This window comes from Lacinutrix cladophorae, assembly GCF_053604645.1.
In genome coordinates, this window is the sequence record NZ_JBSHNR010000108.1 from 1 (window position 1) to 13,161 (window position 13,161).

At 28.6% G+C, this 13,161-nt stretch carries 12 protein-coding genes; 9 read left to right on the top strand and 3 right to left on the bottom strand.

Going from position 1 to position 13,161, the window contains the following annotated elements; all coding sequences use genetic code 11:
• Positions 1-91: 91 nt before the first annotated feature.
• The 9 genes from ACVC3Y_RS06420 (at position 92) to ACVC3Y_RS06460 (ending at position 9,981) form a co-directional block, all read left to right on the top strand.
• Positions 92-1,105: a hypothetical protein gene (locus ACVC3Y_RS06420; protein WP_452226419.1), complete on the top strand. Its 1,014-nt coding sequence runs from the start codon at positions 92-94 to the stop codon at positions 1,103-1,105.
• Positions 1,106-1,268: 163 nt separating this feature from the next.
• Complete coding sequence (locus tag ACVC3Y_RS06425; RefSeq protein ID WP_452226420.1) at positions 1,269-1,607, top strand: hypothetical protein; 339 nt, start codon at positions 1,269-1,271, stop codon at positions 1,605-1,607.
• Positions 1,604-2,530: an MvdC/MvdD family ATP grasp protein gene (locus tag ACVC3Y_RS06430; RefSeq protein ID WP_452226421.1), complete on the top strand. Its 927-nt coding sequence runs from the start codon at positions 1,604-1,606 to the stop codon at positions 2,528-2,530. The genes ACVC3Y_RS06425 and ACVC3Y_RS06430 overlap by 4 nt, the downstream gene beginning before the upstream one ends.
• The gene (locus tag ACVC3Y_RS06435; protein WP_452226422.1) at positions 2,517-3,257 is read left to right on the top strand and encodes a hypothetical protein; all 741 of its coding nucleotides are present in this window, start codon (positions 2,517-2,519) and stop codon (positions 3,255-3,257) included. Before ACVC3Y_RS06430 ends, ACVC3Y_RS06435 begins: the two co-directional genes overlap by 14 nt.
• Before the next feature lie 146 nt (positions 3,258-3,403).
• Complete coding sequence (locus ACVC3Y_RS06440; RefSeq protein ID WP_452226423.1) at positions 3,404-4,174, top strand: GGDEF domain-containing protein; 771 nt, start codon at positions 3,404-3,406, stop codon at positions 4,172-4,174.
• A 165-nt stretch (positions 4,175-4,339) separates the two neighbouring features.
• Entirely contained in the window at positions 4,340-5,401 is a 1,062-nt protein-coding gene (locus ACVC3Y_RS06445; RefSeq protein WP_452226424.1) for a PIN domain-containing protein, read from the top strand.
• Positions 5,402-5,532: 131 nt separating this feature from the next.
• Entirely contained in the window at positions 5,533-6,033 is a 501-nt protein-coding gene (locus tag ACVC3Y_RS06450; protein ID WP_452226425.1) for a hypothetical protein, read from the top strand.
• Between the two features lie 217 nt (positions 6,034-6,250).
• On the top strand, positions 6,251-7,633 hold the full coding sequence (locus ACVC3Y_RS06455) for a hypothetical protein (RefSeq protein WP_452226426.1): 1,383 nt from the start codon (positions 6,251-6,253) through the stop codon (positions 7,631-7,633).
• 224 nt (positions 7,634-7,857) lie between these two features.
• Positions 7,858-9,981 (top strand): hypothetical protein, encoded by a 2,124-nt coding sequence (locus tag ACVC3Y_RS06460; protein ID WP_452226427.1) that lies wholly within the window; start codon positions 7,858-7,860, stop codon positions 9,979-9,981.
• 373 nt (positions 9,982-10,354) lie between these two features.
• Here ACVC3Y_RS06460 and ACVC3Y_RS06465 read toward each other — a convergent pair whose 3' ends face one another.
• The 3 genes from ACVC3Y_RS06465 to ACVC3Y_RS06475 form a co-directional block, all read right to left on the bottom strand.
• Positions 10,355-10,489, bottom strand: coding sequence for a hypothetical protein (locus tag ACVC3Y_RS06465; protein WP_452226428.1), 135 nt, complete (start codon positions 10,487-10,489; stop codon positions 10,355-10,357).
• A gap of 85 nt (positions 10,490-10,574) precedes the next feature.
• Positions 10,575-11,174 (bottom strand): recombinase family protein, encoded by a 600-nt coding sequence (locus ACVC3Y_RS06470; protein WP_452226429.1) that lies wholly within the window; start codon positions 11,172-11,174, stop codon positions 10,575-10,577.
• Between the two features lie 156 nt (positions 11,175-11,330).
• Complete coding sequence (locus ACVC3Y_RS06475) at positions 11,331-12,647, bottom strand: hypothetical protein (RefSeq protein WP_452226430.1); 1,317 nt, start codon at positions 12,645-12,647, stop codon at positions 11,331-11,333.
• Between the last annotated feature and the right edge of the window lie 514 nt (positions 12,648-13,161).

A 13,161-nucleotide genomic window follows, 5' to 3' on the forward strand; every position in this document is an offset into this window, starting at 1 on the left:
ACGTCTGATTTTCCTTCGGAAAATCCTCGCATACAAACCCGCAACTATTCTTATACATAAACGTTAGCAACAACTTTGACCAAACCAACAAATGAAGGAACACAAATATTTACTTTTAAGTGACAAACCTAGAGTTGGAACAAATACTGAAATTGCGTTTAGAATAACCGAACACTATTTTGGGAAAAAACAAACTCGGAAAAAATGGAAAAGAGATAAAAAGTTATATAACATCAATTGGGCTGATGGAAATCAAAAAAAACAGAGTAGCAAACCTATTAATTATTTAACCATAGCTAGGTATATTAGAGAAAATGGTTTTTTTGATTCAAAAGAGTTTAATTTATCGCCAATAGATTGTTTTTGGTTAGATGCTTCTCTTGATGTGACTGTTAATTGGCATAAATTTGACCATACAGCACCTAATGGTTTGACTATTTTTGATGGTTTTACAAAACAACAGTTCGGAGAAAAATATCCAATTGAGCCCAAACTTATCCGAGAAGGAAGGTCGTTTACCACATTACAACCACAACTTTTAAATAGAATCAGAAGATTAAGGGATAGATTAATAACTAATTCTCAAGTAATAGTAGATGACGATTGGTTTTTTGATTTGAGGTCGCTAATAAGTGACACTATTTCGTTGGTAGAAATTACTCTTACACAATTTTACATAAAAGCAGAATATGACCCTCTTCCAAGTTGGACTTTTGACAAGGAATCTCTTGGAGAAAGGCACGGAAGAAGATTTGAAGACAAGTTAAATTGGATTTATAAAATTACTGGAAATCATTTATCAGCGGAGCACTTCATGCCTAGTTTTACAAAGCTTCGTGAATTACGAAACCACTTTATGCATTTTGACCCACCTTCACTAATTGTGACAATTGAAGAAGCTTCAATATGGATAAATTACGTTATCGATACTGGTTTCTTGCTTATTAGAATGCGAGATGCGATGGGTGTTGAATCATCTCTATCGTTGTTAAACTTTGTTTTACAAAAAGATGTGATTTTTAATCCCGAAAAGCATTTTTCTGAAAGATTGCCAATCGGAACAGGAAATGGAGATTATGAATCATCAAATTGGCAGAAAAAATAAAAAGCAGTTGTTAACACCGTGTATCAAAAATTGCTAGATTAGTGCTTAAATTAAGATCGTTGCTCTTTTGTTACGTCTGATTTTCCTTCGGAAAATCCTCGCTTACAAAAACGCAACTTTCCATACACGAACACCTTGACAGTAATGCAAAAAAGAAAAACCTATGAAACCAATAACATTTGAATTTTTAGAAAAACCATCTGAAACCGAGTTTGATTATTCACTTATCGAATACGATAATGAATTGAACTTAACTGTAGATAAAATAACAAGGTTGCCTGCAATTGATTCTCTTAATATGGAAACAGAAACATTTACAAAGACTGGTGGAGAGGCATCTGATTCTGACTCTGACTTTCAAATGGGCACTTCTACTCGAACATATACTGAAATGGAAGCTACTGACAGTGATGCAGATATTCATAGTTTAATTCAATTAATGGGAACATCAACTCTTACGGAATCTTCTGAAGCTGTTGATTCTGACGAAGATATTAAATGATTCTAATTATTACACATAAACAGGACTACACAGTCGACTTTGTAGTCAATAAGTTGAACAAAAAAGGAATTCAATACAAAAGACTTAATTGTGAAGATTTAATGAAAACCAATTATAGTTTTGACTTTGCCAATGATTTTACTTTCTCTTTTGACGGAATAAATAACTTCAATTCTGTTTGGTTTAGACGTACTAAATTTCCAGAATTAAAAAACTTAAAACAAGAAGAAAAGCATTACATCCTTACCGAATATGATTCGTTACTCAAAAACATTTTCGCAACAATAGATGCGAAATGGTTAAGTGAACCAAAATTTGTTTACAATGCTGAAAACAAAGCACTTCAACTAAAAGTTGCGAAAAAAATTGGATTTAATATTCCTCAAACAATAATAACGAACGAAAAAGAAAAAATTAAAGAATTTTACCATAATAACAATAAGGATATTATTATTAAACCATTAGCTCATACAAGAGTTAATTACGAAAATGATGTTGCTTTCATTTTTACAAACCCTGTTAGTAAAAAGTTAATAGATTCAATTGATGATTATGATATCAATCCTTGCATATTTCAAAAAAACATAAAGAAAGATTACGAAATTCGTGTAACAGTAATTGACAAAAAAGTTTTCGCATCTTCTATTTATTCCCAGTCAAATGAAAACACCAAAAATGATTGGAGAAAAGAAAAACTTGAATTTAGTAAAGTTGAAATTCCAAAAGAAATATCGAATAAATGTATAACACTTTTACAAGAGTTGAATATAAAGTTTGGTGCAATAGATTTAATAAAAACACCAGAAGATGAATATGTTTTTTTAGAAATAAATCCAAATGGACAATGGGCTTGGATTGAATCGCAAACTGGGCAAGAAATGTCCGATGAAATAATTAAATTTTTAGAAAATGACAAAGCTTAAATTACTTTTTCAGTCATTTGGACTATTCAAAAAACTCGAATTTCAAAAACCATATAATTATGACGCAACTAATTACAGAAACTCGAAAGAAAAAAAATTAGAATTACATAAAGCGTATTTAAGAGAAATTGAAAATGAAGAAAACAACAGATTAAATGTAATAGAAAATAAAACTTCACAACTAATTTCTCAAACTGGATTGATATTCTCTTTATTGAGTTTATTCATCCCATTTATAATTGACAAGGTTTTAGATTTTAATCTTTATCTTAAAATTCTATTTATAATTATTTTAGCACTAGCCTATTTATTTTATATTCTTACTATAAATAATGCTTTGAAAAATTTTAATGTTAAGAATTTTAATTATGGTAAGAATTCACCAAATTCAATTTTAAGCCAACAAGATATAAGTGTCAAAAAATTCTTAAAAATGGAGATTAAAGACTCTCTATTTACAATCAATAATAACATTGGAATTAATAATGTAAAAGCCACAAATCTTATTACAGCTTATAATTCGTTTAAGTTTGGTAATATTTTGACATCAATATTAGTTGTTTTTTTATGTGCTTCATTATTGTTTATTAATTCAAAAACAGAAGAAATTAAAATAGAAAATCCAATTGAAATAAAACAATTTAATGAATACATTGAAACTTTAAAAGAACAAAACCTGATTCTAAAAGAGCAATTAAGGATTGAAAAGAAAGATACAATTGAATAAAGCACTACTGGGAACACCGTGTATAATTAATTGCTTGGTCACTGCCGACTTACGAACATTCCTGCGGAATATTCTATTCGTGATTTATTTGCTAAATTAGGTGCTTAACAACGCAACTAACCATACACGAACACATTACCACACATATGAAAAAAACATTTAGATATTTAAAAGATTCATTTTCGAAATTTAAAAAAGACGCCCTTTCGAAAGTGTTTTATGATACAATGAAATATATATTTATAACGTTTATTATTGTTTTAATTTTAAGATTTGTTCCATTAATAAAAGAGATATTCCTAACACCATTTTCAATATCAGTTTGGGCTTTTACTTTAATATGTTTAACCTTAATTATTTTAAGTTTCCTATTAGCAAATTTTCAATTTCAAAAAAAGTATAATAAACTACATTCGGAAAATCAAACAGACGAATTAACTGGGTTAAGAAATTACAAAGCAAAAGATGCTGATTTAGATACTTTAAAAACGGAAAAAAATTCAGGTAATGAACCAATCTCTTTGATTTTAATTGATATCGATAATTTCAAGAAATTCAATGAGGAAAACAATTATGAAATTGCTGACCAAATTCTTGCCAAATTAGGTCATATTTTAAATAAAGATAGTCGAATAACTGATGAAACATATCGCTATTTTAGGCGTGGAGACGAGTTCTTAATTGTTGCAAAACAAACAACTCTTGGAGATGCTCAATTAGCTTCTGAAAGAAAACGTAAATTAATCCAAAACTCTACATTCAATATTAACGGAAAAGATTTTAAAATAACAGTATGTTGTGGAGTTACGGAATTTAACATAAAGGAAGATAAACAATTAGCTTTAAATCGTTTAAGTAAAGCTATTCAAACGGCCAAAAAGAAAACTGGGAAAAATTCTACAGAAATTTTCGTATAAAAACGTGTGATAACACCGTATATAATGTATTGCTGCTTCTCGCCTACTCACGAAAAGTCCTGCGACTTTTCTATTTCGTTATTATTTGCTAAATTACGTGCTGACAACACGCTACAAGTCATATACGAGACCGTAAGCGGTAATCAAAAAAAAACATCATCATAAATGGAACATATAGTTCTCGATACAAACATTTTTTTAAAAGAAAACTTTCTCGAAGGAAAGAGAATTAGAGAACTTCTAAAGCTTTCAGAAGAGGGGAAAATAAAAATTGTCTTAACCGAAATTACAATTGGCGAAGTAAAAAGTAATTTTAAAAGAATTTCAAGACAGGCCTTACAGAATCTTTCCGCATTTAGAAAACCTTTTGAATCAAGAGTATTAAGAAACAACAGTCTTGGAAAAAAGCTTTATGATAGGATTGATAAAAAAGACGTTGAAAATGAATTTAACACGGAGTTTGATGCAATATTAAAAAAATCAAAAGTCCAAATTATTAAATATCGCAACATCAATATAAAAACAGTATTTGATAAATATTTCAATGACGAATATCCATTTAATGGTACAGATAAAAAATCTGAATTCCCAGACGCTTTTGCTTTAGACCTTATTGAAAACTGGTGCAAAGAAAAAGGGGTGAAATGCAAAGTGTTTTCAAATGATGGAGACTTTCTTAACTATCAAAGTGACTTACTTGATATAAGCGAAAATTACGAAGAATATCTCAACGAAAAATTACAATTCTTCTTGACACAAGAAAAACGATTAGAAATACTTGAAAAATTATTTATTCAAAACTCAAATTTTATTGATAACGAAATAGAGCAATGGTACACTGATAAATTAGACGATACTGAAATTTATTGGGAAGTAATTTGGTTCGAAATTCACGATTTGGAAGTAACAGAAGTTGAAATAAAAGATAAACAATACGAAATTGTTGCGACTGACGAGGAATGGATTGAAATTGAAGTCGATGTCGATTTGACATTTAAAGTCGAAGTAACTATTGATGATGAAGATTTTGCTATGTATGATAGCGAAGATAAAGTTACTCGCTATTTTGAGACTAAAAGAGAAGAAATTGTGAGAGATGCTACTGCTAAAATATCCCTCTTGGCTTACATAACTGATGAGGAAGATTACGATGAACAGTTTGAAACATTAGAGATTAATAAGGATATTGAATTAAAAATAAAATCGGAGTACAATGACTACCGCTAACATTGTATATAAAAAATAACGCAAGTCGTTGCTAACACGAAGGTTTGGGCATTTTTAGGAAGTCGCCAAATGTTTAAATTTGACAAATTCCAAAAAATAAAAATAATTTACAGCACTTTTAAAAGTATCAAATGAATAGATTAGAAAAAAAAATACATAATAATGTTTCATTCACTGAAATATCAAAATATTACGGCCCCAGTAAACTAGACATCTTTAAGAAAGAAGGGATTACAAAACTTTTAGAATATGAACCGTTTGAAATGATGACATTTGTTAATCAGGTTATTGATTGGTTTGATAAAGACAGAATACATCCCAAAGATATCAATGAAACAGAATTATATATCACTCATCCTACAACTTTATACTCCTTAGACGATTATACAGGTAATAAAATTGATAAATCTATAGTTCCAATCAAAAGAGCAATAGTAAGTGAACACGGTCTTAAAGAAGATTTTTGCATCTTTTACTATAATATTTTGGATATAGATTGCTCTGTGATATATAATACTAAAATTAATGAAGTATTGTTTTTAATTTTCCGCAGTGACGATACAAAAGAAATACACGATACTTTCTTTACAAATAAAATATATAAATATAGAAATGAATGTGGAACAGTATAAATATGGAAGAAAACTGAATAAAAACGTTTTTTAACAACGTGTATAATTAATGACTAGTTCTCGCCTACTTACGAAAATCCTTGCGGATTTTCTATTCCGTTTTTAATTGCTAAATTAGTTGCTTAAACACGCCACTCATCATACACAAAACCGCTAGGGGACAGCAAGAAAAACCTCTATTTCAAATCACAGGAATTATTAATTGCTATAAATAAATATGAAAAACACTATTTCAAAAGAATCTCATTTCATTGCTAATTTTTTAGCTAAATATGTAGATTCTTATGATTTACTGAGTATGGGAAATCAAACTGAAACGCATAAATTCCTGAGTTCTATATTGAATATGAAAGATACCTCTTTTAGAAGACTTAGAGATGAATATGATGGTTTTTACTCTAATCGAAAAGGTTACCCCGATGTAATTAATAGAAGTTCTAGAGTAGAATACAAATTACAATTTGACTCTTTAGATAAAGATACTTATCTTAATAAAATAAAGTCTTTAATCAAAATAGATTTAGGACATAAAACAAATGAAAAAAGGATTTCTAGATTAGCTTTTAATTCTAATGGCTGGATTATGCCTTCTGGTTCATATGGAAAAAGTAATCATAAAGAATCACACGAAGCAAATTATGGATACGGGCACGAAGAGTGGCTATTTGACACCAGTAAACTTATTGATGGATATCATTATGGTTTTTTAGAGCCTATCCGAAAACATCAGGATACTTATGCAGATAAAGCTTATAATGTTTGGCTCTATACGATTGATGGTGTTAGTAAAAGTAGATATTGGGTTGGAGAAATCCTGAATATTGAAGTCATCAATCAGAAACAAGCTGATTCAATAAAATCAACATACAAGAAAAATGGCTGGTTAAAGGAAATGGAAGAACAAATAGTACAATCAGGAGGTAACAATAAAGGGTTCTCTGATTGGAAAGGTGTTGACTTGTTCAATATGAGGTTTAAGCCAAAAAACCTAACTGTTAATGACCCTTATTACGAATTACCTTCTAACCATCCAATAATTGGATTATCACGATATAACTTCTCACATTTCAAAGATGAGTTTAGTATTGTTACTGAAAACAAACACAAAGAGCATTTTTCATTTATTTCTGACGAAGACAATAATGACCCAGAAAATTTTGAAGGAATAAAAAAAGGAAAACACAAAAGAGAGCCTAAAACAATTGAAATAAGCTATTTACACGAAGCAATAAGTAGAAAACTAACAAAAGTATTAAAGGAAAAATATGGTTCATCAAGAGTTAAGGCTGAACATCAAAGTGGAGTTGGTACAAATAGAATTGATATTGTTGTCAATTCAGAAAAAGAAGGACTTATATTTTATGAAATAAAAACATATAATTCAGTTAAATCTAGTATAAGAGAAGCCATCGGACAATTACTTGAATATTCTTTTTGGCCAAATGTTGAAAATGCCAAACAACTTATTATATTAACTCAAGAACATAATAATATAGAAGATGTTAAATCTTATTTTAACCACTTGAGAAAAAAACTTGGAATACCTATTTACTATCAATCGTTTGATATTGAAACTAATAAATTATCTAAAAAATATTAGGGTGTAAAAATGCCAGCCCCTAACAACCGCGTACCATTAATTGCTGGGTTCACTTCTACTTGGAAAATTCCTTCGGAATTTTCTCTGGTTCGTTTTTGTTTACTAAATTAGATTCTTACACACGCAACTAATCATACACGAACACATTAGCAAACATACAAATGAAAATCAGTAATAATAAATTAATATCACTATTGGAATTTAATTCTTAATATATTTGTTAAATGATAAAAACAGGTTTTATTACAGCTTATGGTATTAACTATGCAGGAACACTTCCGAAAATAAAGAAGAGTGAAAATAAACTTCAACCACTTTTTGAAGCATTTACTAATTCATTAGAATCTTTAGAATTAGCAAATAAAACAAAATATCAGAAAAAAATAACAATTAGAAAAATTAGTAATAAAAACCTTTTCTCAGCTGAAAAAGGAAAATTCATATTCAAAGAATTTATTATAGAAGATAATGGAATAGGTTTTACAGATTTAGAGTTTGAAAGAATAATTTCGTTAAATGATAATAGAAAAGGGTTTCTAAATAAAGGAACTGGAAGGGTTCAATTTATTCATTTTTTTGACAAAACAGATATTTCTAGTATCTATTCAGCGAATGGTTCAACAGAAACATTTAAAGAACGTAAATTAGAATTATCAAAAAAGAAACCATTTTTAGATAAAAATGCTATTATTAAATATATATCTAATAATGACATTAATGCCAAGGAAAGCTCAACAAAAGTTCATTTAAAGGATGCAATATCAGAAAAAGACCAATATTACTACGATGAATTAAACATCACTGAAATTAAGGAAGAAATTATTAATCATTTTCTTGCATATTTTTGTGAAAACAGACCAAATCTTCCAGAAATTTGTATTCAATCAATTGTGGATAATGATTTATCCAATGAGACATATATCACAGCTGATGATATTCCCAAAATTGATTATGAAACTAATTTCAATGTAAACTTTAGTGAGAAAAATGATTCTAATTCTGTTGTAAAAACTGAAGAGACTACAAGTATTAATATCAAGTCATTTGTGATTAAAAAAGATAAATTACACAAAAATGGATTAAAACTTATCAGTAAAGGTCAAGTAGCTAAAAATTTAAAAATCAGAAATTTATCACCTAATGACCATATATCCCAAAACAGATATTTATTTCTTTTATCAGGTGATTATATAGACCAGAGAGATAGTGATAACAGAGGTGATTTAAAAATCCCTACTTTAGATGAATTTAAAGACAAATCGAAAAGTATTTTTCACGAAAAGGAAGTTATTTTAGAAGACATTGAATCGGACGCTAATGAAGTTATTGAAGGATATTACTCGGAAATCAAAAAGAAAACTGAAGATAAACTTCAAAATATTGAGAAACTAAAAAAGATGTTTCTTTTAAATAGTGAAACAATTGCATCTTTAAATATTGGCATAAATGATTCTGACACAGAGATACTAAAAAAAGTTTACCAATCAGATGCGAAAATTATTGCAAAAAGAGATGCAGAAATAAAACAACAACTTGAAAGTCTAGAAAATTTAAAACCAGAATCTAATGAATATGCAGATGTTTTAGAGGACAAAATCAACGAATTGGTTAAAACTATTCCTCTTCAAAATAGAACAGCTTTAACTCACTATGTTGCTAGAAGAAAACTAGTGCTTGAACTTTTTGAAAAAATAATTACAAAACAAAAACAAAACCTTGCCAATAAAGGTCGTATAGATGAGGACATAATGCATAATTTATTATTTCAACAATCATCAGAAGACCCAGGAACAAGTGATTTATGGATTTTTAACGAGGAGTTTATTTATTTTAAAGGTGTTTCAGAAAAAAGATTAAGCCTTACAAAGCTAGATGGAAAATTAATTTTTAAACAAAAATTTGCAGAAGAGGAAGAACGCTATTTAAATTCACTTGGTGAACGCAGAACAGACAAAAGGCCAGATATTCTTCTTTTTCCAGCCGAAGGTAAATGTATTATCATTGAATTTAAATCACCCGATGTAAATGCATCTGAACATTTAACTCAAATTGATTTTTATGCAAATCTTATTAGAAATTATACTATTGACCAATTGCAAATAACATCTTTTTATGGATATTTAATTGGAGAAAATATTGAACCAAGAGATGTTCTAGGAAGAGTAAGTAGATATGAAGAATCATATCATTTTGACTACTTATTTCGACCATCAGAAAATGTGATTGGTTTTGATGGTAGAAAAAATGGTTCTATTTACAGTGAAGTAATTAAATACTCTACATTATTAGAAAGAGCAAAACTAAGAAATAAAGTATTCATTGATAAGTTAACCGAAAATTTAGAATAAAAATACGTTTGCTAACGCCGTGTATCATTAATTGCTGAGTTCTCGCCTACTTGGAAAATTCCTTCGGAATTTTCATTAATGGATATCTATGAAAAATGTAAGAGTCATAATAACCAAATACCTTTAATTTCTATATGGCATTATTTAGATTTAAGAATTTAATCAGACTATTTTGATGTAGAATGTGAAGGAGCTTTAGATGTAATAGAACAAGACTTGGGAATTCAAAATTACAATGTTATTAACGAAGCAACTAATGAATGGATAAATCGAAAAGATTGTCTTAATAGAAGTTTCTTTAAAGAGGTTAGCGATAATTGGATTGATTAAATATTAAAATAGGTATGCTAATATAGAATAAAGGCAACTTATTCTAAATCATAGTCCAATTTACTTCGCCAAGATCTATTTTAGATTGCATTACAAATTCTAACCAAGATACATCTCCTTCTATTGATATTAAATTAATGTTGAATCCTGAATTAGTCTCTTCTTCTATATTAATCAAAGTACCCTTTTCAATTTCCTGATTCAACAATTTATATTGCTCTTCCGTTATTTCAATCTCTATTTTTCTCATTTTTAATATTGGTTTATTCTACTATTGCTAAAATCCTCTTAACCTTTTGAACTGTTCCAACACTTACACCGCTCAATTTAGCTGTATTTCTAAGTGATAGTTTAGCCTTTAAAAATTTCACAACTTGCTTATGCTTGGTAAGTAGCTGTTGAGGTGTTTCCGTGCTACCTTTCACACGCCCATTATAAACTCCATTAGCTTTAGCGATGGCAATCCCTTCTTTTTGACGTTCTAAAAGTGTTTCACGCTCCATTTCTGAAACGTTAGACATTACACTAATAATAAGCTTAAAAACTTGGTTTGGCTTCCCGTTGGTTAGGCTTTCGATTCCTAAGTTATCGACTTTCAATGTTACATCGTAACTATGAAACATTTCAATAGTTTGTAATATGTCGATGGTGTTACGTCCTAATCGGTCAATTGATGAAACACTTATGTAATTAACAGAACCATCTTTAACAGCTTCAATAAGTTTGTTTGCTAGGTCACGTTCAATAAATGGAACAGAACCTGAAACAATATCACTAAATAATAACTCGCTAGATGTTGCTTTGTTGGTTTGTCTATCTAATTTCTGAGTTGCTGTTGAAATTCTGTTATAACGTGCTTTCATAATATACAGTTTAAGATATTACAAATCTACATTATTTTAAAATAACGTACTAATTTTAGGGTGGTTATTTTTAGCACATGTATAGTCGAATGTTTGCGTTAAGTTTAAAAATATTAGTGTAACACGTTTTAGGTATAACCTATAATTGGTACATTATTATTTTTTACTACTCAAATTATAAGTTACCCCTATAAAATGGCCAAATTGGAATTTCTCATTAGTTGGGACTTCTGCTGAAGTACCTAAATCATATTCGGTCGTTCCATCAGCTAAGAATCCTTCACTTAAAACATCTACTCTTCCCATCACTATCCCTGCACTTAAAATGAATCTGTCATTTTTCCCCATAATAAGACCGCCACCTGCCATAATTTGAAATTTTTGCTCTGAAGTCAATAATGTACCAAAATTTATAGTTGGTCTAAACCAAGATGCACTTCTGAAAGAAATATTAACCATAGGGCCAAAACCAAAATCATATTCACCAGCATCACTTCTTCTAATAGATTTTTTACCATCTACGCCATCATTTGTTAAAAATTCTTCATCGAAAATCGAAGTAATAAAAGCACCAGCACTAACATCAATCTTTAACCCACCAGTTAACCATATTTTATATTCATATTTTTTTGATTCAGTTTCATTACCCTCATATATCTCTAAAATTATTTTAACATAATCTATATTGTCACCGAATATATCTAATGGTGGTAAATAAACATCTGTACTTGCTTCATATAATTTATCTAAATCATCTGAAATTCTTTGATGTTCTAGTTTATAAAATTTTAGAATTTCTACATCATTGAGATTGGGTTTTTCTGAACTCATTACGATGTTTTCATAAAGCCTTAAATTTTTAGAGGTTTCATCCAGTTCCTCTCTGTAAATACTTCTTGCAAACTCAAGTTCTCCAGTATCAACAGATTCTTGGTACATTATACTTTTTAAATAGCCACTAATATCTTTTTTTAATTTATCAATATTGTCTTCTATTACAATTTTTAAATCTTTAATACTTCTATTATCAGCTAAAGTTGCAGAGCTGTCAATATAATTATCATAATATTCTATTGATTCATTTTTTTGAGGTTTAAGGCTAAAAGCACCACTACCAAATAGGTTTTCTTTTTCGTATTTTAAAACATATCTATAGCGAAGTGTATTTCCATTAATTAGCTTTATAGCTAAAGGGTTTTTGTTTTTTACAATTAGTTTTTTTTTGTTTCCAGAATGTGATACACTATTAGGCCTAGGATTTGATAAGTCTAAAGTGATAACTGAGGTTGTAATATTTTGTTCATCATCATCATCACCTAAATCTAATCCAGAGTCTCCATCAAATTCTAAATACTCTTCCATTTCAGAATGTTCCATTTTAGATTGTTCATACATTTTTTTAATTTTATCTCTATCTTGTGAATAAAGATTTAAGCTTATTAATAAAACAATTGTGGTAAGTGAAATTTTCATAGTTTAAAAAATTGGTTGCTTAAAAATAGAATTAATATTCTATTAATGAAAATCATTCGGAAAATATATTTTAGTTAAAATGATAATAGTCAACAATATAGCGCATGCAGCTAGCCCTCCCTTTTTATTTAATAAAGAATATTATTGATACAAGAAAGCGTATCATTTTTGACCTCCTTTAGTCTAAAAATGCTAGTTTTTAATCTTTAATTTCAAAAAATTATAAAACTTAAATCATTATTAGTGTTTAATTCAAAAAAACACTAATGCTCTCCAACAAGACATTTACAAATATTGGAAAAAAATCATTCTAAGAATTCAATTTTAAACTTAAGTAATTTTCTATATAAATTGCCTTTTAGATGGTATACAATTCAATCTATTGACAGTAAAGTGATACTTTCAAAATTTTCCTTATAAGATGAATTAAACAGGTGTTCATTAAAAAAAAAAGATGAATTATAAACCAAACATTTCCTTTTTGAAATAGAAATAACCTAATTAACATTTTTTT

Coding starts and splice junctions, on each gene's coding strand:
- ACVC3Y_RS06420 (WP_452226419.1), top strand. CDS start 92: ATGAAGGAACACAAATATTTACTTTTAAGTGACAAACCTAGAGTTGGA.
- ACVC3Y_RS06425 (WP_452226420.1), top strand. CDS start 1,269: ATGAAACCAATAACATTTGAATTTTTAGAAAAACCATCTGAAACCGAG.
- ACVC3Y_RS06430 (WP_452226421.1), top strand. CDS start 1,604: ATGATTCTAATTATTACACATAAACAGGACTACACAGTCGACTTTGTA.
- ACVC3Y_RS06435 (WP_452226422.1), top strand. CDS start 2,517: ATGACAAAGCTTAAATTACTTTTTCAGTCATTTGGACTATTCAAAAAA.
- ACVC3Y_RS06440 (WP_452226423.1), top strand. CDS start 3,404: ATGAAAAAAACATTTAGATATTTAAAAGATTCATTTTCGAAATTTAAA.
- ACVC3Y_RS06445 (WP_452226424.1), top strand. CDS start 4,340: ATGGAACATATAGTTCTCGATACAAACATTTTTTTAAAAGAAAACTTT.
- ACVC3Y_RS06450 (WP_452226425.1), top strand. CDS start 5,533: ATGAATAGATTAGAAAAAAAAATACATAATAATGTTTCATTCACTGAA.
- ACVC3Y_RS06455 (WP_452226426.1), top strand. CDS start 6,251: ATGAAAAACACTATTTCAAAAGAATCTCATTTCATTGCTAATTTTTTA.
- ACVC3Y_RS06460 (WP_452226427.1), top strand. CDS start 7,858: ATGATAAAAACAGGTTTTATTACAGCTTATGGTATTAACTATGCAGGA.
- ACVC3Y_RS06470 (WP_452226429.1), bottom strand. CDS start 11,174: ATGAAAGCACGTTATAACAGAATTTCAACAGCAACTCAGAAATTAGAT.
- ACVC3Y_RS06475 (WP_452226430.1), bottom strand. CDS start 12,647: ATGAAAATTTCACTTACCACAATTGTTTTATTAATAAGCTTAAATCTT.